The 20,334-nt window shown below is 63.8% G+C and carries 23 protein-coding genes, 2 tRNA genes and 2 pseudogenes; 14 read left to right on the top strand and 13 right to left on the bottom strand.

Annotated features, from left to right (window positions below; all coding sequences use genetic code 11):
- Positions 1-268: 268 nt before the first annotated feature.
- The 3 genes from FJ471_RS12645 (at position 269) to hdaA (ending at position 2,751) form a co-directional block, all read left to right on the top strand.
- Positions 269-886: a CDP-alcohol phosphatidyltransferase family protein gene (locus tag FJ471_RS12645; protein ID WP_140803488.1), complete on the top strand. Its 618-nt coding sequence runs from the start codon at positions 269-271 to the stop codon at positions 884-886.
- Positions 887-953: 67 nt separating this feature from the next.
- Complete coding sequence (locus FJ471_RS12650; RefSeq protein WP_246684708.1) at positions 954-2,045, top strand: AI-2E family transporter; 1,092 nt, start codon at positions 954-956, stop codon at positions 2,043-2,045.
- 1 nt (position 2,046) lies between these two features.
- Entirely contained in the window at positions 2,047-2,751 is a 705-nt protein-coding gene (gene hdaA, locus FJ471_RS12655) for a DnaA regulatory inactivator HdaA (protein ID WP_140803490.1), read from the top strand.
- A gap of 31 nt (positions 2,752-2,782) precedes the next feature.
- Here the strand turns inward: hdaA and FJ471_RS12660 are convergent, their stop codons facing one another.
- Positions 2,783-3,046 carry a hypothetical protein gene (locus tag FJ471_RS12660; RefSeq protein ID WP_140803491.1) on the bottom strand — a complete coding sequence of 88 codons (264 nt, stop codon included), beginning with the start codon at positions 3,044-3,046 and terminating at the stop codon, positions 2,783-2,785.
- 184 nt (positions 3,047-3,230) lie between these two features.
- Here FJ471_RS12660 and FJ471_RS12665 point away from each other — a divergent pair, with 184 nt between their 5' ends.
- From FJ471_RS12665 to FJ471_RS35260, 3 genes and pseudogenes are all read left to right on the top strand, one after another.
- The gene (locus FJ471_RS12665; protein ID WP_140803492.1) at positions 3,231-3,485 is read left to right on the top strand and encodes an Arc family DNA-binding protein; all 255 of its coding nucleotides are present in this window, start codon (positions 3,231-3,233) and stop codon (positions 3,483-3,485) included.
- Positions 3,482-3,904, top strand: coding sequence for a type II toxin-antitoxin system VapC family toxin (locus tag FJ471_RS12670; RefSeq protein WP_140803493.1), 423 nt, complete (start codon positions 3,482-3,484; stop codon positions 3,902-3,904). Before FJ471_RS12665 ends, FJ471_RS12670 begins: the two co-directional genes overlap by 4 nt.
- Positions 3,905-4,073: 169 nt before the next feature.
- Positions 4,074-4,198: pseudogene (locus tag FJ471_RS35260) on the top strand (type II toxin-antitoxin system VapC family toxin); the annotation flags it as partial.
- Between the two features lie 195 nt (positions 4,199-4,393).
- On the opposite strand, the gene FJ471_RS12680 reads toward FJ471_RS35260, so the two are convergent.
- The 3 genes from FJ471_RS12680 to FJ471_RS35555 all read right to left on the bottom strand — a co-directional run bounded on the left by FJ471_RS12680 (position 4,394) and on the right by FJ471_RS35555 (position 6,974).
- Positions 4,394-4,470: transfer RNA gene (locus FJ471_RS12680), tRNA-Pro, on the bottom strand.
- A gap of 223 nt (positions 4,471-4,693) precedes the next feature.
- Complete coding sequence (locus tag FJ471_RS12685; RefSeq protein WP_140803554.1) at positions 4,694-5,869, bottom strand: NAD(P)/FAD-dependent oxidoreductase; 1,176 nt, start codon at positions 5,867-5,869, stop codon at positions 4,694-4,696.
- A gap of 136 nt (positions 5,870-6,005) precedes the next feature.
- The gene (locus FJ471_RS35555; protein WP_140803494.1) at positions 6,006-6,974 is read right to left on the bottom strand and encodes an NAD(P)H-dependent oxidoreductase; all 969 of its coding nucleotides are present in this window, start codon (positions 6,972-6,974) and stop codon (positions 6,006-6,008) included.
- Positions 6,975-7,219: 245 nt separating this feature from the next.
- On the opposite strand from FJ471_RS35555, the gene FJ471_RS12695 reads away from it, so the two are divergent.
- On the top strand, positions 7,220-7,525 hold the full coding sequence (locus FJ471_RS12695; RefSeq protein WP_140803495.1) for an ETC complex I subunit: 306 nt from the start codon (positions 7,220-7,222) through the stop codon (positions 7,523-7,525).
- Between the two features lie 54 nt (positions 7,526-7,579).
- A tRNA-Arg gene (locus FJ471_RS12700) sits at positions 7,580-7,656 on the top strand.
- Between the two features lie 39 nt (positions 7,657-7,695).
- Here FJ471_RS12700 and FJ471_RS12705 read toward each other — a convergent pair.
- A pseudogene (locus FJ471_RS12705) lies at positions 7,696-8,600 on the bottom strand (LysR family transcriptional regulator).
- A gap of 154 nt (positions 8,601-8,754) precedes the next feature.
- On the opposite strand from FJ471_RS12705, the gene FJ471_RS12710 reads away from it, so the two are divergent.
- Positions 8,755-9,624, top strand: coding sequence for an NmrA family NAD(P)-binding protein (locus FJ471_RS12710; protein ID WP_140803496.1), 870 nt, complete (start codon positions 8,755-8,757; stop codon positions 9,622-9,624).
- Between the two features lie 36 nt (positions 9,625-9,660).
- Here the strand turns inward: FJ471_RS12710 and FJ471_RS12715 are convergent, their stop codons facing one another.
- Positions 9,661-10,542 (bottom strand): hypothetical protein, encoded by an 882-nt coding sequence (locus tag FJ471_RS12715; protein ID WP_246684702.1) that lies wholly within the window; start codon positions 10,540-10,542, stop codon positions 9,661-9,663.
- Between the two features lie 238 nt (positions 10,543-10,780).
- Between FJ471_RS12715 and FJ471_RS35560 the strand changes: the two genes are divergently transcribed.
- Together FJ471_RS35560 and FJ471_RS12725 are read left to right on the top strand one after the other, a co-directional pair.
- Positions 10,781-11,362 (top strand): CatB-related O-acetyltransferase, encoded by a 582-nt coding sequence (locus FJ471_RS35560; RefSeq protein ID WP_140803498.1) that lies wholly within the window; start codon positions 10,781-10,783, stop codon positions 11,360-11,362.
- A gap of 21 nt (positions 11,363-11,383) precedes the next feature.
- Positions 11,384-12,343 (top strand): glycosyltransferase, encoded by a 960-nt coding sequence (locus FJ471_RS12725; protein ID WP_140803499.1) that lies wholly within the window; start codon positions 11,384-11,386, stop codon positions 12,341-12,343.
- A gap of 284 nt (positions 12,344-12,627) precedes the next feature.
- Here the strand turns inward: FJ471_RS12725 and FJ471_RS12730 are convergent, their stop codons facing one another.
- Positions 12,628-12,870, bottom strand: a complete 243-nt coding sequence (locus FJ471_RS12730) for a DUF982 domain-containing protein (protein WP_140803500.1) — start codon at positions 12,868-12,870, stop codon at positions 12,628-12,630.
- A 264-nt stretch (positions 12,871-13,134) separates the two neighbouring features.
- On the opposite strand from FJ471_RS12730, the gene FJ471_RS34755 reads away from it, so the two are divergent.
- A complete protein-coding gene (locus FJ471_RS34755) occupies positions 13,135-13,299 on the top strand; it encodes a hypothetical protein (protein WP_181179355.1) in 165 nt (54 codons plus the stop codon).
- A gap of 149 nt (positions 13,300-13,448) precedes the next feature.
- On the opposite strand, the gene FJ471_RS12735 is transcribed toward FJ471_RS34755, so the two are convergent.
- Both FJ471_RS12735 and FJ471_RS12740 read right to left on the bottom strand, forming a co-directional pair.
- Positions 13,449-13,694 carry a DUF982 domain-containing protein gene (locus FJ471_RS12735; protein ID WP_140803501.1) on the bottom strand — a complete coding sequence of 82 codons (246 nt, stop codon included), beginning with the start codon at positions 13,692-13,694 and terminating at the stop codon, positions 13,449-13,451.
- A 107-nt stretch (positions 13,695-13,801) separates the two neighbouring features.
- The gene (locus FJ471_RS12740; RefSeq protein WP_140803502.1) at positions 13,802-13,996 is read right to left on the bottom strand and encodes a hypothetical protein; all 195 of its coding nucleotides are present in this window, start codon (positions 13,994-13,996) and stop codon (positions 13,802-13,804) included.
- Positions 13,997-14,406: 410 nt separating this feature from the next.
- On the opposite strand from FJ471_RS12740, the gene FJ471_RS12745 reads away from it, so the two are divergent.
- Positions 14,407-14,766: a metalloregulator ArsR/SmtB family transcription factor gene (locus FJ471_RS12745; protein WP_040988334.1), complete on the top strand. Its 360-nt coding sequence runs from the start codon at positions 14,407-14,409 to the stop codon at positions 14,764-14,766.
- Between the two features lie 552 nt (positions 14,767-15,318).
- The gene (locus tag FJ471_RS12750; RefSeq protein ID WP_140803503.1) at positions 15,319-16,107 is read left to right on the top strand and encodes a fumarylacetoacetate hydrolase family protein; all 789 of its coding nucleotides are present in this window, start codon (positions 15,319-15,321) and stop codon (positions 16,105-16,107) included.
- A gap of 110 nt (positions 16,108-16,217) precedes the next feature.
- Here FJ471_RS12750 and FJ471_RS12755 read toward each other — a convergent pair whose 3' ends face one another.
- From FJ471_RS12755 to FJ471_RS12770, 4 genes are all read right to left on the bottom strand, one after another.
- On the bottom strand, positions 16,218-17,024 hold the full coding sequence (locus FJ471_RS12755) for an ABC transporter permease (RefSeq protein WP_140803504.1): 807 nt from the start codon (positions 17,022-17,024) through the stop codon (positions 16,218-16,220).
- Between the two features lie 5 nt (positions 17,025-17,029).
- A complete protein-coding gene (locus FJ471_RS12760; protein ID WP_140803505.1) occupies positions 17,030-17,863 on the bottom strand; it encodes an ABC transporter permease in 834 nt (277 codons plus the stop codon).
- A gap of 22 nt (positions 17,864-17,885) precedes the next feature.
- Positions 17,886-18,998 (bottom strand): ABC transporter substrate-binding protein, encoded by a 1,113-nt coding sequence (locus FJ471_RS12765; protein ID WP_140803506.1) that lies wholly within the window; start codon positions 18,996-18,998, stop codon positions 17,886-17,888.
- A gap of 72 nt (positions 18,999-19,070) precedes the next feature.
- Positions 19,071-20,165: an ABC transporter ATP-binding protein gene (locus FJ471_RS12770; protein WP_140803507.1), complete on the bottom strand. Its 1,095-nt coding sequence runs from the start codon at positions 20,163-20,165 to the stop codon at positions 19,071-19,073.
- Positions 20,166-20,334: the final 169 nt, after the last annotated feature.

The raw sequence follows: 20,334 nt of genomic DNA on the forward strand, positions 1-20,334 counted from the left end.
GCGCAAGAGCGGGGCGACGAAGCTGCCAATCGCCCCTTGCGGGGGAGATGTCCGGCAGGACGGAGAGGGGTGTGAAGGATCGCGACCTTCGAGCGGTCAGCTTTCGAGTGTCCGTGAGCAACGGCCAATAAGCCGGCGGGACAGCACCCCCTCTGCCTTGCCAGGCATCTCCCCCGCAAGGGGCGATTGGCAGCTTCGTCGCCCCGCTCTTGCGCCCACCTCCCATCTCCCTCATCTTTTTCTCTACAAGAACACGACGGGACATCACGTGACCCTTCCCAACATGATCACGATCATGCGGCTGCTGCTCGTGCCCGCCGTGGTGCTGGCCATGCTCCAGTCGCTTTGGGGTTGGGCCTTCGCCGGATTCCTCGTCGCCGGCATTTCCGATGGCGTCGACGGCTTCATCGCGCGCCGCTGGAACCAGTCGTCCCGCCTCGGCGCCTATCTCGATCCGATCGCCGACAAGCTCTTGCTGGTCTCGGTTTTCGTCGTCATGGGCTTTGCCGGCGAACTGCCGCTCTGGCTGGTGGTGACCATGGTCTCGCGCGACGGGCTGATCGTCTGCGCCGTGCTTTTGTCCAGCGTGATGAGCCATCCGGTCGAGGTGAAGCCTCTCTTCGTGTCGAAGGCCAACACCGCCGCTCAGATCGTGCTGGCGGCGCTTGTGCTGGGCGAACTTGCCTTTTCCGTGCACCTAGGCCCGCTGCGGACCGCGCTCATATTGCTGACCGGGGTCTTGACCGTGGCTTCGGCCGCGGCCTATCTCGTGGCTTGGCTAAGGCATATGAGCGGCTATGGCGAAGGCTCCCGGACGAGCAACTCCCAGATCGTCAACACCAAGTCGGGCATCGGCAAGTCGGGCGGCTCCAGCACGGACGCCTGACGATGACGACGCGGTGATCGCTGCTGACGACGGCTCGGGCGGGCTTCGCCGCCAGGTCTTCTTCTGGCTGGCGACGGCCGTCCTGCTGGCGCTCTTCCTCTATTTGTTCTCGGGCATCCTCTTGCCCTTCGTCGCCGGCATGGTGCTGGCCTACTTCCTCGATCCGGTGGCCGACTGGCTGCAGCGGCTCGGCCTCTCGCGCCTGATGGCGACGGTGGTGATCCTGATCGCCTTCATCGTCGTGGTCGTGCTGGCCTTCGTCATCCTGGTGCCGGTGCTGGCCACCCAGATGGCCGATTTCGCCCGCAAGCTGCCGGAATATCTCACCCGCCTGCAGTCGCTGATCACCAGCTTCGATCCGAAATGGCTGGAGCAGCGTTTTGGCGTCAACGCCGCCGGCCTGCGCGACGGGCTGAATTCGCTCTTGACCTCGGGCTTCAGCCTGCTCACCACCGTCTTCACCTCGATCTGGAGCTCGGGCGTCGCGCTGGTCTCGGTGGTGAGTCTGTTCGTCGTCACCCCGGTCGTCGCCTTCTACATGCTGCTCGACTGGGACCGCATGGTGGCCGAGGTCGACGGCTGGGTGCCTCGCGACCATGTCGAGACAGTGCGCGCGCTTGCCCGCGACATCAACACCGCCACCGCCGGCTTCGTGCGTGGGCAGGGTACGCTCTGCCTTGTGCTCGGCGCCATGTATGCCACCGGACTGACGCTGACCGGCTTGAACTTCGCCATCCTCATCGGCTTCTTCGCCGGGCTGATCTCCTTCATCCCTTATGTCGGCTCCCTGACCGGATTGGTGCTCGCCGTCGGCGTCGCCTTCGTCCAGTTCTGGCCGGACTGGACCATGGTGGTCGCGGTGGCCTGCGTGTTCTTCGTCGGCCAGTTCATCGAGGGCAACATCCTGCAGCCGAGGCTGGTCGGGAAGAGCGTCGGCCTGCATCCGGTGTGGCTGATGTTCGCGCTCTTTGCCTTCGGCGCGCTGTTCGGCTTCGTCGGTCTTTTGATCGCCGTGCCGGCCTCGGCGGCGATTGCCGTGCTGGTGCGCTTCGCCATCGGCCGCTATCTTGAATCGCCGCTTTACAAGGGCCACGCCACCGAACCCGCGCCGCCATTGCCGGCAGATCGCGGCGGCGGCCACCGCTCGAAGCGGGGCTGAAATGGCTGCTCAGCCAGCAGATAAGCCACGCCAGCTGCCGCTCGATCTCGGCCACGGCACCGGCTATTCGCGTGACGAGCTCGTCGTCTCGGGCACCAATGCGCAAGCGGCATCGCTGGTCGACCGCTGGCCCGACTGGCCGTCGCCGGTCGTGGTGCTGGCTGGGCCGCCCGGCTCCGGCAAGACGCATCTCGCCCGGATCTGGCAGGAGCGCGCGCACGCCGTCGCCATCGATCCCGGCCGGATCGGCGAGCACATTGCCGGGCTCGGTGTCGGGTCGGCGCTTATCGACGACATCGACAAGGCGGCGATCGACGAGCAGGCCCTGTTCCACCTGATCAATGCCGTGCGCGCCGCCGGCTCGACGCTGCTCTTGACGGCGCGGCGGTTCCCCTCCGCCTGGCGCGTCGCGCTGCCCGACCTCATCTCGCGGCTGAAAGCGGCGGCGACGGTGGAGATCCACGAGCCCGACGACCTTTTGCTCGCCGGCGTCATCACCAAGCTGTTCGCCGACCGCCAGATCGAGGTCGAGCCGCATGTGGTGCAATATCTGGTGCGCCGCATCGAGCGTTCGCTCGGCACCGCCATGCGTATCGTCGAGCGCCTCGATAGCGCAGCCCTCGAGCGCAAGACGCCGATCACCCGCGTCTTGGCCGCCGAGACCGTCAGCGCCATGGACGAAGGGCAGGGTGAGTTCGATATCTAGTCTGCTTCCCTTCTCCCGGGGAGAAGCGCCCTTACGCCCATAGCCGGGCCAGATGCCGGGCCAGCAGATAGACTCCCATATGCGCGGCCACATAGCAGGCGGCGACAAGGATGAAGAACATCAGGCTGGCGGACCGCGACCGGACCACACCGCCATTTCTCTTGCCGGGACGGTTGTTCCAAACCCACAGGGCGGCGCACAGAATTGCCCAAGAGACTGCGACCGAAACCGTAAAGCCGTAATAGGCCAGATAGGCCGGGCCGATCAGCGACAGCAACGCCTCGATGGCAGGCATCGAAAATCCCCCTGGGTTCGAAGTGTAGACCGGTGACAGGTTGGAAGCGAGGGATTGTCGTGCCGCGTCCCGGCAGAAACCGATTCGCATGGCCAGATCTGATTATAAGCGGGCTAATCGGCCGGCGCGTGACATCGAGATGACGACGTGATATATTGATATCAATGCAATCGGCATGATATCAATGAGTGCTGTTACGATCAGAAACCTTCCGGAGGAAACGCATCGTGCGTTGCGGGTGCGCGCGGCCATCAATGGACGCAGCACGGAGGCGGAAATCCGCGCCATTCTTGAAGACGCGGTTCGACCGGAGGGCCGAGTCAAGCTGGGCTCGCTATTGTCCGCCATTGCTCGCCGGTCGGGCGTGACGGACGAGGACGTTGAAGCACTCGAACAAGCCCGTGAGAAAAGCCTGGCCGAGCCGCTGAAATTCGAATGATCCTCTTGGACACTAACGTCGTTTCGGAGGTGATGAGACCGCAACCTAATCCCGCGGTCCTGGCCTGGCTGGACAAGCAGGTTGCCCAGACACTCTATCTGTCCAGCATCACGCTGGCGGAGGTGCTGTTCGGCATCGAAGCCATGCCAGCCGGTCGGCGCAAAGATGCGCTGGCCGAAACCTTTGCCGGGATATGCGCAATCTTCGATCGGCGCATCCTGGTCTTTGACGAGGAGGCGGCACGCCGCTATGCCGGTCTCGCCGTAAAGGCCAGAACCGCCGGAAGGGGATTTCCCGTGCCTGACGGGTACATCGCGGCCATCGCCGCCGCGAAAGGCTTTCAGGTCGCGTCGCGGGACACGGCGCCGTTTCATGCGGCCGGCGTTTCCGTGATCAACCCATGGGAGCCTGTGGCGTAGATGTCCCATTCCGGAACAGTCTTTCGGCATCGCTCTTGCAATGCAGACAATGCCGGCTGATCCCGGTCCCGGTCGCGTTCCAGATCGGGTTGTAGGCTCGCCGGGCTCGAGGTGTTGGGGTTCTCGCCCGGCGGGTTTACCGTTCCAGCGGAGCTCGTCTCACGCCGTAGGACTCAACTTCGGGGACTGTTTCGCTATGAAGCAGCGAAAGCTCGCAGCTGCCCGCCGCTTTATGTCGGCGACGATTTCTCCAAGACCGACATGGAACGCGATCTGAACGGCCGAGGTGGCTAGAGCAATTCTAGGAAAAGTGTGAGCGGTTTTCAGTCTGGAATTGCGTCAAAACAAGGAGATAGAGCGGTTCGCCGTTTCCGTGAAACGGTGAACGCTCTCGGTCCGCCCCCTTGAGCCTGTCCCACAGCCGGCGCAATTGTCTCCGGCCAGGAGTCCCGACAGCGCGGCCGGTCTGATTATTTCCGAGAGAAGCGATGGTCGGAGTGGCAGGATTCGAACCTGCGACCCCCTGATCCCAAATCAGGTGCGCTACCAGGCTGCGCTACACTCCGACGTCCCGCGGCGTATAGGGGGCGCGCGCCCGGAAGGCAACACAAAAACGGAGGCCCTTCGATCCGGGCCGATGCCGCTGTATTGAGGAGTGCCAGCCCTCGATTTCAACAACGGTGTCCGGATAGCCGCGGGGGCCCGCAAGGGGTGGCTGCAAGCGGCGCTTGAAAACCTTGCCGCCTCCGCTGATGCCTTCGCGGCCTTCATGCAAAGTGATCGGTCAGCTCAGCGCTTCTGGCCGGCGATCTTCCTGGCGATCGCCGTACCCTGGATCCTTGCGTTGGAAAAGCAGCCGCGAATGCTCGGCCGCATGCCGGTGAACCAGAGTCCGGGCAGCTTCGGGTCGTTGGGGGCGCCGTTGAACAGCGGCACGCCCTTGGCGTCGAGCACGCCGAGCTTGCCCAGCATCGCCTCCAGCCCGGTGCGATAGCCGGTAGCGGCAATGATGATGTCGGGCGCGATCGTCTGGCCATTGTCCAGCACGACGCCGTCGCGCCTGAATTCGCGCAGTTGCGGCACCACGATGATGCGCCCGGCCTTGATGGCATCGACCGCGCCGTCGTCGGCGGCGATCGCAGTATAGTCGGAGCCGAGCCGGCTGGCGCCCCCCGCCGGGGCAGGGGGCAGGCCGTATTTCGTCAGATCCCCGAACACCAGGCGCTGCGTTGCCGCCATGGCTGCGTCCGCGAGCCATGTGGGTAGGTTGGCCATGAGCGGCGATATGCGGTGCACCGCGATCTGGCCGATGCGCTTGGGCAGCAGCGAAGGTCCGTTGCGGGCCGAAAGCCACATCTGGCCCGTCTCGACACGGGAAAGATGGTTGAGCGCGTCGAAGCCGGAATTGCCGGCGCCGACCACCAGCACCTTCTTGCCGGCATAGTCGCTCGCCTTGCCGAAATCGGCCGAGTGGATGATCGATCCGGGAAAATCCGCCATGCCTTTCCAGGCCGGGATGAAGGGTTGCCGGTCGCGCCCGGTGGCGATCACCACATATCGCGCCGCCTTCAAGCCGGCGCTCGTCCGCAACAGCCAGTGGTCGCCGCGAAATTCGATCTCGTCGACCTTGATGCCGAAAACGATCGGCAGCTGATGCGTCTCGGCGAAATCGTTGAGATGGCGGATGACGGCGCTCCGGTGCGGGAAGGCCGGCGTCCCTACCGGAAAGGATACGCCCGGCAACGAGGAGAGGTCGCGATGCGTGTTGAGGTGCAGGTTGTCGTGGCGGCGATGCCAGGGCTCGGCCAGCCGTTGCTCGCGTTCCAGGACCTGCGTCGTCACGCCGGCCTTGGCCAGCGCATGCGCGGCGGCAAGCCCCGCGGCGCCCGCGCCGATGACAATCGCGCCTTCCAGTATCGTTGGCTCGCCGACCCCCGACGGCAAGACTTTCGCTTCCGCGCCCATGCGTGTCTTTATCGTCGTCATCATGCCTTCAACTGGCACGACCATGTATCTGACATATGCCGCCCACGGGCCAAAAGGAATAGGTCGACGTTGCAAAGACCTTTGGCATTGTGTCGCGGATTTTTACAAGCGCTGGCTAATGAACCGGGTCGGCATGGCGATGCACCAGCTTGAAGGCGCCGTCCTCCAGCCGGAACACTTCCGTCACCCGCAAGGTCATCTCGGTCGCCTCGCCGTTCTTGCCCATGCGCGCCTTGGCATGCTGCAGGCCGCTCCAGAAGGCCAGGTCGCCGCTTGCCGAAGCCTGCAGCACCTCAAGGTCGGTGCTGCCGCCCTTGCCGAAGCTCGCTGCATCGCGTTCGTAGCGGCCGGCAACCGCCTCGGCGCCTTCGAGATGGTCGCCGCGCGGCGAAAAGAACGTCGCCGGCCCGGCATGGGTGACGATCGCCTTCAGCGAGGTGGCGTCGCCATTGACATAGTCCTCGGCGATCTTCCCGCGCTGCTTCATGAAGGCATCGAAGGACGAGCCGCCGGGATGCACCGTCCTGATCCAGGTTTCCATCGCCGCCATGAATTTCTCGAGAAACGCCGCGGTGTCGCTATTGGTCACCGCGCCTTTGTCGTCCAGCAGTTCCGCGACATTGCCGATATAGGCCTCCGGCTGCTGCATCACCGGCATGTCGAGGAAGACGAAGGTCTGCCGTAGCGCGTGGTTGGCCCCGAATGCGCCGAGCTTATAGGGCGTGACGCTGACCACGCCGGCGGGCAGGCCTTTGAACACGCTCTTGCCGGACGGCCGCGAGCCGACATCGAGCGCATTCTTCAGGCAGCCCGGGATCGAACGGTTGTATTCCGGTGTGACGAACAGCACCGCGTCGCATTCGCGTATCGCCGCGCGGAAGGCCGACCACGGCGCCGGCGGGTCGTCGCCGTCCAGATCCTCGTTGTAGAGCGGCAACTGGCCGATCTCGATGAAGCGGCAGCGCACCGAATCCGGCGCGCGGGCGGCCAGCGCCTTGGCGATCTTTCGGCTGAAGGACTGGGCGCGCAGGCTGCCGACAAGCACGGCGAGCTGCAGGACGGCGTGTTCGATTGCATCGGTCATGGCGAAACGTCCGTTTTGGCGGTGGCTCACGGGAGGGTCGGCCCCGGCAAGGCCGCCCGACATTTCGATAATGTCGCCGGCGCGGCGAGGTTCCCCGCGCCGTGGGGGTGCAGGGGTGCTTGCGCCCTTGCCGCCGCGGCCATTGCACAGTAATGACGGATTGGCGCGAGATTTCAGGCTCCCGACAGGACCCGGAAATGGCGCTGAACAAGGGTGCCCGGGCTTCGGGCGGCAAAGAGGTGGTCATGTCCGCGCGTATTTTCAGTCCAGCCAAAACCGCGATGCAGTCCGGCAAGGCCAAGACCGGACATTGGGTGCTGGAATTCGACCCCGCCCAGCGCAAGAAGATCGACCCGCTGATGGGCTACACCACCTCGGGCGACATGCTGAGCCAGGTGAAGCTCACCTTCGACACGAAGGAAGAGGCGGTAGCTTATGCCGAGAAGGAAAAGATCGCCTATCGCCTCGAAGAGCCGAAGGAAGCCAAGCGCCGGCAGATTTCCTATTCGGACAATTTCCGCTATGACCGCAGGACGCCCTGGACGCACTGACTTTCGAGTCACGCGTCGCTTGGCATGACAGACCAGCCGGCTCGGCCGGCCGACGGTCCCGTAGCTCAGCTGGATAGAGCACCGGCCTTCTAAGCCGATGGTCACAGGTTCGAATCCTGTCGGGATCGCCAATTAATTCAATGGCTTATGGAGTCTGGCTGACTCTCGATCTAAACCTGCGCCAGCAACTCTGTCACGAAATCCACGAACACACGCACCTTCGCGGTGCGGTATTGCCGCGAGGGGTAGATCGCGTGGAGCGGGAAGAGCTCGTCCCGCCAGTCGGGGAACAGCTCGATCAGCCGCCCGTCACGGACCTGCTCGCGCGTGGCGAATTCCAGGACCTGCGCGATGCCGGCGCCGGCAAGGCAGGCGCTGAGCATGGTCGGCGCGTCGGAGGTCGTCAGCCTGGTCTGGACGCTGACCGGCAGCATCTCGTTGCCGCGGCGCAGTTCCCACTCATAGGCACTGCCGTGCGCGGCGTCCCAGAAGTCGATGGCGTCATGGTCGGGCAGGTCGGAAGGGTGCTGCGGCCGCCCCGGCGCTGAATATAGGTGGGGGCCGCGACGGTCAGCACGCGCGTCTCGAACAGTTTGCGCGCGGTGAATGAGCCGGCCGGCGGATCGCCGAATCGCAAGGCGAGGTCGAACCCATCGGCCACCAGATCGCCGACCGCGTCGCGCATGATGAGTTCGAGGCGAAGGTGCGGATAGAGCGCCAGGAACCGACCGGCATGCCCCGCCAGCACCAGCTGCGAGAAGAACGGGTCGACATTGACGCGCAGCCTGCCGCGAACCACCGAGGTGGCTCCGGTGGCCTCGACCGCCGCTTCCTCGATGCCGTCGAGGTGAGGGCCGACCCGCTCGTGGAAGCGACGCCCTTCGTCGGTCAGGTGCATGGTGCGCGTCGTGCGGTCGAGCAGCCGCACGCCGATACGGGCCTCCAGCCGCTGGATCGCGCGACCGACGCCCGAGGCGGTCATGCCGAGCGTGTGCGCTGCCCGCGCCATCGAGCCGGCTTCGACCACCGCCATCAGCACCGTCACGCCGGACAGCAATCTTCCGTCGTAGGGCATCAACCATTCCCAACCTGAAGTCCGGGTTATGATGACATATCGGCGTTGGGACCAGCAAGCAAAGGGTGTGACAAGGCCGGCCACCGACCTTCCGCGAGCCTGCTTTCTTTTCGCCGGCCGCGATCCCGATCCACACGATCCGAAAGGCATGATCATGTTCGCCGTTACAGCAATCACCGGCCGCGTCGGCGGCGCCGTAGCCGAAACGCTGCTCAAATCGGGACACAAGGTTCGCGCGGTTCTGCGCGACCAAGCCAGGGGCGCGCCGTGGCTCGCCAAGGGCTGCGAGGCCGCCATCGCCGACCTCGGCGACGCCGGGCCGCTTGCCTCGGCACTTGCGGGCGTCGAGGGCGCGTTCATCCTGTTGCCGCCGGTCTACGATGCCGAGCCCGGCTTTCCGGACGTGCTGCCGAAGATTGCCGTCATTCGCGAGGCGCTTGGTCGCGCGCTGCCGGCCAAGGTGGTCGTGCTGTCGACGATCGGCGCGGATGCGGCGTCGCCCAATCTGCTCAATGTCTTGCGCCTGCTGGAAGAAACGCTCGCCGACTTGCCCGTGCCCGTCACGTTCCTGCGCGCCGCATGGTTCATGGAAAATGCCCAGTGGGATCTCGCCTCGGCGCGCGACGCGGGCGTCATCGACAGCTATCTCCAGCCACTCGACCGTCCGGTTGCCATGATCGCAGCCGCCGATGTCGGCAGGACGGCGGCCGAATTGCTGCTGGAACAATCCAGCGGCCACCGGGTGATCGAACTGGAAGCGCAACACAGGGTCTCGCCGAACCAGATCGCCGCTGCCTTCGGCAATGCCCTCGGTCGCAAGGTCGCGGCGCGTGCCGTCCCGCGCGAGCGCTGGGAGACGATCTTCCGCGACCAGGGCATGCGCCATCCCGAAATGCGCATGCGCATGCTCGACGGCTTCAACGAAGGCTGGATCGATTTTCGCGATCCGAACGCCCAAAGGCGCAAGGGCAGGATCGGGATAGACCAAGCGATTGCGAAGATCGTCGGCCAGGCCGGACAGTGAGTCGACGTTTTCGGGCAGGCAGACCCGAAGACCCGGTCAGAAGTCGCTCACCGTCTGTCCCGCCGGGCCGCCCAGATAAGTGTTCCACACATAGTCGCGAAGCATCTCCCGATGTTCCGTCGATCGGTGGTGGTAACCCGGTCTTTCGGGGTATGACACGCCGGCGAGGTGAAAGAAGGCGCCGTCGATGAACTCGTGGTGCCCGACCGCGCCCGCCATCGTCATCGGCCGCTGTTCCACGGCTGCGACGGCGACATCCGCCTCGTCGAGCTTCGAATAGAGGATCGCCCAGTTTGCGGCGCCGGTGTCGAGGCCGAGATTTATGCGGGGTTCGAAGTTCAGTTTGCGATCGGCCACCGCTGAGAACCGGTAGAAGCAGTAGCCTGCCCACAGGTTCCAGTGCCGGTCCTGCGGCTTGGCCTTGTAGACATGGTTTTCGTTGCCGTTTGCCCTGCGGCCATACACGGCTTTGCCGTCCAGCTTGGACGGGATGTCGAACGGCGCGACCGGGAAGCAGTCGTGGTCGATGAAGCCGAAAAGCTCGGGCTTCAGGTGGCGGACGATGTTGTGGAAGGCCCAGGTGATGGCGGTTCCGTGCGATCTCGACAGGTGCTTTTCGACCCGCATCGGCAGGGCAAGGTAAGGCACGCCGCGCACTTTGCAGATGCGTGCGATGGTTTCTCTCGCCTGGGCCTTGGTCGAGTTGTCGACGACGACCAGCGTCATCCCTGGCGAATGCATCTCCCATGCTTTCGTCAAGGCGTCGATCACCCAGGGCACGTTGAATGCGATCGTAACGCAGACGCGCGACACTCCGGCGTCCTGCAATTCTTTCGCAAGAAGGCGCCCGGATGCGCGCCCCCGATATTCGAAGGCCTTGTAGACGAACTGGTTGCGGAGCGCCTTTACCCGTATCACGACAGGGTTTCTGCTCACTCCATCAACTATTGCTTTATACGCCAACGCTGCCTCTCACAAGCGGCACCCCCCGGTGGTCTCTTTGCTCGCGGCGACTAAAAAATCAAGCAGCTTGAAGCTTCGCCCGTTGGGTTCAACGGCGCAGTTCCGGCTCAAAGCGCGCAGTATCGGGACCTCTGGGTTGCTGGTCGGCTGTTCTGCGGCTATGTCGCCGCAGGGCTGCCGCTGAGGTTTGCAAATGTCGACGATTTCCAGATGGCTCAAGGACGCACGCTCCAAGCTGCCGGAGCATGTAACGGTCGGCCGTCACACCTACGGCGTGACATGGCGCAAGGTCCTGTTCCCGTTGAAGGATGCTCCGCTGCAAGTCGGGGCCTTCTGCTCGGTTGCCGGTCAAGTGCTTTTCATTTGCTCTGGCCAGCACCCAACCGAGAGTGCAACCTCGTTTCCGATCTACAGCCGGTTGCTGAAGCAGCCCGAGCCGACCGCAAATGGCGGCAAGCCTGCCGGCATTACCGTCGGCAATGATGTCTGGATCGGCAACGGCGCGATGATCTTGCCGGGGATCAAGATCGGCGACGGCGCGATCGTCGGGGCGGGATCCGTGGTTACGAAGGATGTTCCACCCTATGCAATCGTCGGCGGAGCCCCGGCCCGGCTGATCAGATACCGATTCTCCGAGGAGATCGTAGCGAAGCTGCTGGCGATCCAGTGGTGGCGTTGGGACGATGAGAAGGTCAAGGCCGAGGCGGCCATCCTCACCGGTCCCATAGAGGCTTTCGTCGAGAGGCATTCTGTGGCAGGCACCGCCACGAAATGACGGGCAGCGATTAGCGGAACGATGAGGTCGTGTTTCTTCCTGGCGACGGATGCCAACTACCTTCCATATGCCTGCCTCACGGCGCGCCGGATTCTGGACGTCTCCACGCCGGTCGACGGCTTTCTGCTCTACACCGGTGCGAGCGAACCGGACCTTGAAGTCGCCCGCCATTTGCTGGAAGGCAAGGTCGAGCTGGTCGACGTCACGGACTTCATGACGAATTTCGGCTTCCGCTTCGGAACCTACAGCATTGCCGCTTACGTTCGGCTTTTTGCCGACCAATTTCCGTTTTTCGCGCCGTATGATCGCATCGCATACACAGATTGCGACGTTCTCTTCAACAGAAACATCAACGACTTGGCTGGCCAGCAGCTGCGCGCCCCGCTGCTCGCCGCGCATGACGACTACATGTATTTCAGGCCTTCTTACCGGCAAAAGCTCAAGCTGGCGCCCGGTGCGCCATACTTCAATTCCGGTGTGGTCGTCTTCGACATGAACGCCGTCCGCGAAAATGCCCTGCTGGAGCAAACGCGAAAGATCGCCGTCGAGGGGCGGATGAACGACCAGAATGCCCTGAACGTCGCCTTCGAGGGCAAATGGCAGACGATGCATCCGAACTGGAATTTGCAATCGCTTGGAACGAGAGAGTTTCGGTTCTCGCAAGCCTGGGCCAGGCACTTCGCCGGCGGCAAGCCTTGGGGCAATCAGGTTGGGGTCGAACTCGAGGCGCTGAAAATCTGGCACGATCTGGCCAGGGACACGCCCTGGGGCAAGCCCTTCGAGCAGCGCATTCCCTTCGAGCGCGGCGTGATGAAGCGCTTCATCCGCCGCTTCGACGCTGCTGCCGGTCTTTTCGGCAAGGACGTGCAACGCCGCCGGGCCAGGTATGACGGCACGAAGATGCATCGGATTTACGCCCGTCAGGCGGATGAAGGAGCGATGGCGGTCCAGTTTCCGGAAGTGCTCGGCGGATTTGGCTGATCCGGCTGCGCAAACCTGGTTTTGCCCTCCGCGGCTGTGGATAGTAACCGCGCGTTTACCACGCTCGGGCGCTTGCGTTGCGGCCTGGCGCCCGACTCGTCGAAATGGAAGTGCCTGAACCCGTCAGGCGACCCAGAAGCCTAGCGGCCGGCGTTTTCATGTACCCCACCGAGATGCGTGCTCGAACGCGTTTCGGAGTATGCGTCGGTCGTCGCTTCGCCCTCACCGAAACAAAAGCCCGCCGCGGTAATGGGGAACCGCGACGGGCGTGCGGGAAATCGAAGCTAGGCCAGCAGGCCGGCGACCTTGGCCGCCTTGCGCAGCGTCTTGCGCGCATCCACCGGGCTGCGGAGACCGTCGAGCGCGTCGCGGCAGACGCGGTTGGCCGAGCGCCAGGCGCGGTCGCGCGACTGTCCCGGCCAGCGCTGGTCGAGGCACTCCATCGCCTCGAAGCAACTTGACACCTTGTGCTGGCCGTTTGGCTGGAAATCGATCACGACCGGTTCGGAAAACCAGACATCGTTCATCACTTTCTCCGTTCTTGTAATTGTCTTTGGGCGAGCAACGACGCCGGACGGCGTCGATCCAGGCCGAGGGCGATTGCCGACCCGCGCGTTAACCAACCACCACGCATTAGGTTCCGAAGAATTTTCATGGCTGCGATGGGCGCCTCATCGGTCGACGGATCCGCGATCCGGATGGCTGAAAATCACGTGACCAAAGTCACTGCCGCGCCCTCGCGGGCGGGGCTAATGAATCAGCCAGGCTGATGAAATGCGGGAAGACCTCTCATGCTTATCGCCGTGCTCGCATCCACCATGACCGTCGCCACCTTGATGGCGACCGCTTTCGGGCTCTACGAGGAAGCGCGGCGGAGCCGTGCTCACGCTGAAACGGACCGCTTGCGCGCGTTTCGAACGGCGCGTCGGTTTTCCGTCAAGTCGCGCGATCGATAGGCCCGACACCGCCGCGCATGTTCACTCCGCTTCAGCTGGCCATGTGCATCTTCCGCGCCGGAATCCTGCTTTCGCCGGCGGTGTTCGCGGTGCTGGTGCTTTTATGGCTCTACTATCGGTAGGCGGGCCGGTCGGACGCCGGGTCGGCTCTATTCCACCAGTACATGCGCCTCGCGCGCGGCGACGATGAAGGCCTCCCTGGCGTTGTCCGCCGCGACGTCGCCGCGGATCGCCCGGCGGCAGGCGCGCAGCGCATCGCCGTGCGGCGCACTGCCGGCATCGCGCCACTGGCCCGTCAGCAGCTCGATGGCCTGCTCGGCGTTGGATATGTGGCGGATCGAGCCGGAAAGCCCGACGGCGACTTCGACCGGCCTCGAAAACCATCCCTGGATCATCGCTAAACCTCCGAAAATATGTCGCAACACGATATATTTTACCGTAGAGTCGCGTGGCGAAACGTCAACTTAACGTGAAGCCATCTCACGAAGGCGACTTAAGCTGCTCATCGTCCAAGCGGCCTCCGCGAAAGCTCGATCAGTTCGGCCTCGTCGGTGATGCCCGCCATGTAATTGGCGATGATGCGCGAGGCGCGCGCTTCCTTCTGCTCGGCGGTCTCGCCTTCGAAATTGCCGTTTTCGTAGACACGGCCAAGCATGGCCGTCTCGTCGGGAGTGAATGTGTTGCGCACAACGGACATGGCTTCCTCCTTCAGCCTGGCCCTCTTTTTACCCGGCTAATATTAGCATGTTTCGAGGTTGGGGGTGAGTCTCGGCGACATTGGGACGAGGGTTGGCATGCTTCTTCGCCTGCGGCTGACGGCTGCTTTGCCGGCCTCGTTATATTCTTGCCGAACGAGCGCTGCGCTGATACGCATTAGCAGCGCGGAATTTTTCTGAGTCTGCATTGACTTGAGCCCAGAAAAGCGCCGCGCATTCTGTCCGAGACCAGCAACCCCGACGTGGTGGCAACCGGGTTACGAAGGGGTTCTGGTCGAAAAAGAAGCAGGGCAGGTCCCGCGTCCAAACCGGGGCAGGCTCATCAACGCTCTGGAACTCTGAAGCCATTGCCCCCATGGCCTTCGGAAGAGCATGAACCATGGGGAAATCGATGGTTACGAAGAAACTTACCGCCAACGCAGAAAGCGCGGCAGCCTTTCTTGCGGTGATGGGCAACGAGAAGCGTCTGCTCATCATGAACTACCTCGCCGAGGGCGAACTCTCCGTCGGCGTGCTCGCCGACAAGGTCGAACTCAGCCAGTCAGCGCTGTCGCAACACCTGGCCAAACTGCGCAGGTTTGGCCTGGTCGAAACCCGCCGCGATCGTCAAATGGTCTATTATTCCTGCAAGTCTTCGGCAGCGCGCGAGCTTCTTGCGCTGCTCGATGGCCTGCTGGCCATGGACAAGCCGCTTGCCGGACCGGCAAGGCAGGCTTTCGTCGAGAGAATGCGGCGGCCGCAGGCCGCCTGAACTGACTGCTACGCACGGACGAGGCCGGGGGCCTTCGTCTGGCGCGGCGCCACTATGGCGCAGGGCCGCATCGCGACGCCACCCACATTTCCTTGAACCGCTCCTGCCATGCCGCTCGCAGGGCGGTTCATCACGTTTCTTTGAGAGGCGAAGCTTCGAAACCCGATCTTCTCTGCAAGCGGCTGACAATAAAGGGTTTTCTTGTGCGGGCGGGTGCTTGGCTCTGACGAAGATTACAGATTTGTAAGTCGCCTCGCGGGCCTCCGCTGGTTAATCTTCGAGTCGATCCACACCCCCGGATCATGACGGTGCCGAGCTTCCACTTCGGCTCCGTAAAAGGCCCGCCGCTCCCGGCGGGCCTTTTCGTTTTGCGGTCACGCGCCTTGCCGCGTTCACCAAGGGCGATCATCGCTTGGTGTCGTCGGGAAGCTCCCGTCCGGCAATCTGGACTCTCGATTTCCCGTCACCTATCACATTGCGCAATGGTTCGTGCCGGGCTCCCGATCCGCGAAGCGGCGGGCAGCGTGGCATTCTTGGCCTTCGGTGCTGACGATGTTCGATACGCAAAAAGCCAAGGCCGCTTCGCGGCTACTGGTGACCCACTGGGACAATGGCACCCGTCTCGATGCGATACCCGAGACGGTTCGGCCGCGAACGCGCTCGGAAGGCTATGCCGTCCAGTCGCATGTGATGGACCGCTCGGCGGCTCCGCTTTTCGGCTGGAAGATCGCCGCAACCAGCCTTGCCGGGCAACGGCACATCAACGTCGACGGTCCGATGGCCGGCCGTCTGCTTGCGGAGAAGGCGATCGAGGTCGGCGGAACTGCCCCGCTGGCGACGAGCAGGATGCGTGTGGCCGAGATCGAATTCGCCTTTCGCTTCGGCCGCGAACTGCAGCCGCGCGCCGAGCCCTATGAGATCGCCGAAGTGATGGACGCGGTGGCGGCATTGCACCCGGCAATCGAGATACCGGACTCGCGATACGACGATTTCTGTGCGGTCGGCGCGGCGCAGCTCATCGCGGACAATGCCTGCGCCAATCTGTTTGTCATCGGCGAGGCCGTCGAAGACGATTGGCGCGATGTGGATCTGGCGAGGCACCCGGTGGTCGGGTTCGTCACCGGGAGGTCGCGCCATGACGGATCGGGAGCGGCCGTGCTGGGCGATCCCCGGATTGCCCTTCAATGGATTGTCAACGAATTGTCGGGCCTCGGCATCGCGCTCGAGCCGGGGCAGGTGGTGATAACCGGCACCTGCGTCAAGCCGATAGAAGTCGAGCCCGGCGATGAAGTCACGGGCGATCTGGGCAGGTTCGGACGCGTCTCGGTCAGGTTTGTCTGATCGGACCGTTTAGAGCAATTCCAGGAAAAGTGTGGGCGGTTTTCCGCCCGGAATTGCGTCAAAACAAAGAGATAGAGCGGTTCGCCGTTTCCGTGAAACGGTGAAACGGTCTAGCGTGCGGCGGGCTGCCTCGTGACGACGCTGCGCACCGCGAGCACCAGCACGGTGATGATGATCAGGATCACCGAAAGTGCCGCGATCGCCGGATCGATGTTGTCGCGCAGGCCCATCCACATCAGGCGCGGCAGCGTTATGGCGTTCACCGAGGTGATGAACAAAGTCACGCCGATCTCTTCCCAGGAAAGCACGAAGGAGAGCAGGGCGGCGGTGACGATGCCGAACTTGATGTTGGGCATGATGACGCGCGTCGCGCGCTCCCACACGCTTGCGCCGAGGCCGCGCGCGGCAAGGTCGATGCGCCGGTCGAGCTGGCTGAGCGACACCAGGATCAGCACCGTGGCGAAAGGCACCGTCATCACCGAATGCGCCATCGCCACACCAAGCCAGGTGTCGTAGCCGAAGAACGAGGTGAGGCCCGAGACCGAGGTGAGCAGGAAATAGAGCGTCACCGCCGAGACCACCGGCGGCACCACCATCGGCAGCAGCACGAAGCCGACAAGGACGGCGGTGAAGCGCGGCTGGAACATCCACACGCCCAGGCTGAAGGTGAGCGCCAGCGCGGTGGAAAGGATGCTGCTGACGATGCCGATCCTGAGCGAAAGCAGGATCGAATCCAGCCAGCGCGGATCCTCGATCAGCGAGCGGTAATGGCGCAGCGACAGTTCGCCCGTTGGCATGGTCAGCATGCGGCTCGGCGTCAGCGACACCGGGATGACGGCAAGCAGCGGCATCAAAAGGAACAGCGCCACCAGCACGGCGAGGACGAGCGAGACGGGACCGGGGCGATAAGTCGGCATCTTGGCTACACCAATTGCTTCGGTTTGACGTAGCGGAACAGAAGCGCCATCAGCGCGCCGACGAACACCACCAGCACGACGCTGATCGCCGCGCCCAGTCCCCAGTCCGGGCTCTGGAAGATGCGCAGATAAATCAGCTCCGCGATCATGACGCTGCGCCCGCCGCCGAGGATTGCCGGCGTGACGAAAAAGCCCAGCGAGAACACGAAGGTGATCAGCGCCGAGCCGATGATGCCGGACCGGGTCATCGGCACGAACACCGTCCAGAAGGTGCGCATGCGGCTGGAGCCCAGGCCGCGTGCCGCAAGCAGCACGCGCTCGTCCAGGCTGCGCATGGCGGACGCCAGCGGAAACACCGCGAAGGGGATGAGGAAATGCGACATGCCGACGATGACGCCGAACTCGTTGCGCACCAGGGTCAACGGCTCCGAGATGAAGCCGATCGATTGCAGCCAGGTGTTGATCAGGCCGCGGTTGGAAAGCAGCGCCACCCAGCCGAAAGCGCGCGTCAGCACCGAGATCCAGAACGGCACCAGGATGCAGAATTCGGCGAGCACCCGCTGCGCCGGGCTGCCGCGCACCCAGACCACGGTGATGGCATAGGCCGCCGTGACCGAGACGCCGGTGACGATCGCCGCGATGCGCAGCGTGCGGATGAACACCGATTGCACCAGGTCGTCGGTGAGCAAGGCGTGGTACTGGCCGAGCCCGGGGGTGGGGAGCGTAAAACTCCACTTCACCACGCCCAGGAACGGCCATGCATAGGCAAGGATCAGGAACAGGAGCAGCGGCGCCATCAACAGCGCCGCGCCCATCCTGTCGGAGAGGGTGCCTCTCATCGCCAAGTGGCTCTCGGCCCGATCAGGCCGAGATGATCTTGGTGTATTCGTCGAGCGCGGCGCCGTAATTCTTGGCGTACCACTCCATGTCGAGCGGGATCTGCTTCGCCATGTTCGCCGGATCGACCGGGTTGATGCCCTTCTTGTCGGCCGGGATCAGCGCATCCGCCGCCGGGTTGGCCGGGCCCTGGCCGAGCTTGTCGAACATCACCAGTTCCTTCTGTGGATCCTGGGTGCTGGCGATGAACTTCATCGCCGCGTCCTTGCCGCCGGGGTTGTTCTTCAGCACCGCGAGCGCGCCGGGCGAGATCAGGCCCTGGTCCCAGATGAACTTGATCTGGCCGCCCGAGTCCTGCTCGATCAGCGAGGCGCGGGTCGACCACACGATCGCCATCGAGGCTTCGCCGTTGAGCAGCACGCTCTGGCTCTCGGCGCCGCCGCCCCAGTAGGAGACGACGTTCTCCTTGAAGGCGGCGATCTTGTCATGCGCGCGCTTGAGGTCGAGCGGATAGAGCGAGGCGGGCGCGACGCCGTCTGCGAGAAGAGCCGCTTCCCAACTCGACACGCCCCACTTGTAGAGCGAGCGCTTGCCCGGGAATTTCTTGACGTCGAAGAAGTCGGCCATGCCGGTCGGCGCGTTGGAGCCGAACTTCTGCGAGTCATAGGCGATCACATAGGAGAAGAAGTAGGTCGAGGCGGCGTATTCCCAGCCGAAGCCCGGCCGCATCTTGCTCTTGTCGACGATCTTGTAGTCGATCGGCTCGAGCATGCCCTGGCCGCCGAGCGTGATGGCCGAGAACGGATCGACGTCGACCAGATCCCAGGTCGGCGCGCCGCTCTTATACTGCGCGGCGATCGCGCCTTCGGTCGGGCCCGAACCGTCCATCTTGACCGGAATGCCGGTGTCCTTGGTGAAGGCCTGGCCATAGGCGGCGTCATAGGCCGTGATGGCATCGCCGCCCCAGTTGACCAGCACCAGCCCCTTGGTCTCGGCGAAAGCGCCGGTCGAGCGCAACAGCATCGGCGTGCCGGCGAGCACAAGACCCGCAAGCTGCGCGAATTGCCGGCGCGAGATCTCGCCGCGCTTGGTCCGCTCGGCGAGCGATTCGATGGTCTGCTTCTTCGTGTCGTTCATGTCAGTTCCCCTTGTTGTCGTTGATTTGAACCGGAAGCCGGTGCGGCGATTTCAGGCCGCTGCGGCGAGTGCTTACTGTCCTCCGTCCGGAAGAAGGAAACCCTTTTCGGCCGGCCAGGTCAGCCAGACGGAATTGCCTTTGCTCAAGGCCGCGGCCGCCACTTCGTTCGGTACCGAGACGGTGACCTTGGCGCCCTGGCGGGTGGTGAGGTCGAGCTTGGTTGCGGCGCCGAGATAGGTCGAGGCGACAGCCGTTGCGGCGATGCCGTTCTCGTCGACCGACGCTTCCGGCGCGATCGACATGTCCTCGGGACGGATGGCGAGGATGGCGTCGCCTTTGATCGCTTCCGCCTTGCAGCGCATGTTGACCGCGCGGTCCTCGCAGAGACCGGTGGCGCCATTGTCGGCGGGGCGCACGCCCTTCACCGGCAGCATGTTGATCTCGCCCAGGAACTCGGCGACGAAGCGGTTGGCAGGCCGGTCATAGACCTCGTCGGGCCTGCCGACCTGCAAGAGCTTGCCATGGTTGAATATGGCGACGCGCGACGACAGCGCCAGCGCCTCGCTCTGGTCGTGGGTGACGAAGACGAAGGTGGTGCCGGTCTCCTGGTGCAGCCGCTTCATCTCGGCCTGCATCTGGCCGCGCAGGCTCTTGTCCAGCGCCGAGAACGGCTCGTCGAGAAGCAGCACGCCCGGCTCGAACACCAGCGCGCGCGCCAGCGCCACGCGCTGCTGCTGGCCGCCGGAAAGCTGCGCCGGCAGTTTCTTCTCATGGCCCTTGAGCCCGACGCGCTCGATCATCTCGCCGACGCGCTGTTTGATCTCGGAAGCGGACTTCTTGCGCACCCTGAGCGGGAAGGCGATGTTCTGCTCCACGCTCATATGCGGGAACAGCGCATAGCCCTGAAACACCATGCCGGCGGCACGCTGTTCGGCCGGCCGGTTGGTGATGTCGACGCCGTCGCTGAAAAGTTTGCCTTCGCTCGGCTGCACGAAGCCGGCGAGGATCATCAGGAAGGTGGTCTTGCCGGAGCCGGAGGGCCCAAGCAGCGTCAGGAACTCGCCGCGGCCGATATCGAGCGACAGATTGTCGAGCGCCCGGAACGAGCCGAAGCTCTTGCCGATCCCGTTAGCTTTGATTTCTGCGGCCCGGCCGGGTTGCTGCATCCTGGCTCTTTCCTTAGTTCCCAATGAAATCGTAGGCATGGCTGCGCTTCACCGCAACCGAATAGTTTTCGCCTGATCGGCAAATTTGATTCACGGGTGGTGGGCTTGGTGGGTGGCCGGAACTGCTGATCTCCCCCGCAAGGGGGAGATTGGCACTCCATCGCCCCGC

The sequence above is a fragment of the Mesorhizobium sp. B2-7-1 genome, assembly GCF_006440735.1.
Lineage (GTDB): Bacteria > Pseudomonadota > Alphaproteobacteria > Rhizobiales > Rhizobiaceae > Mesorhizobium.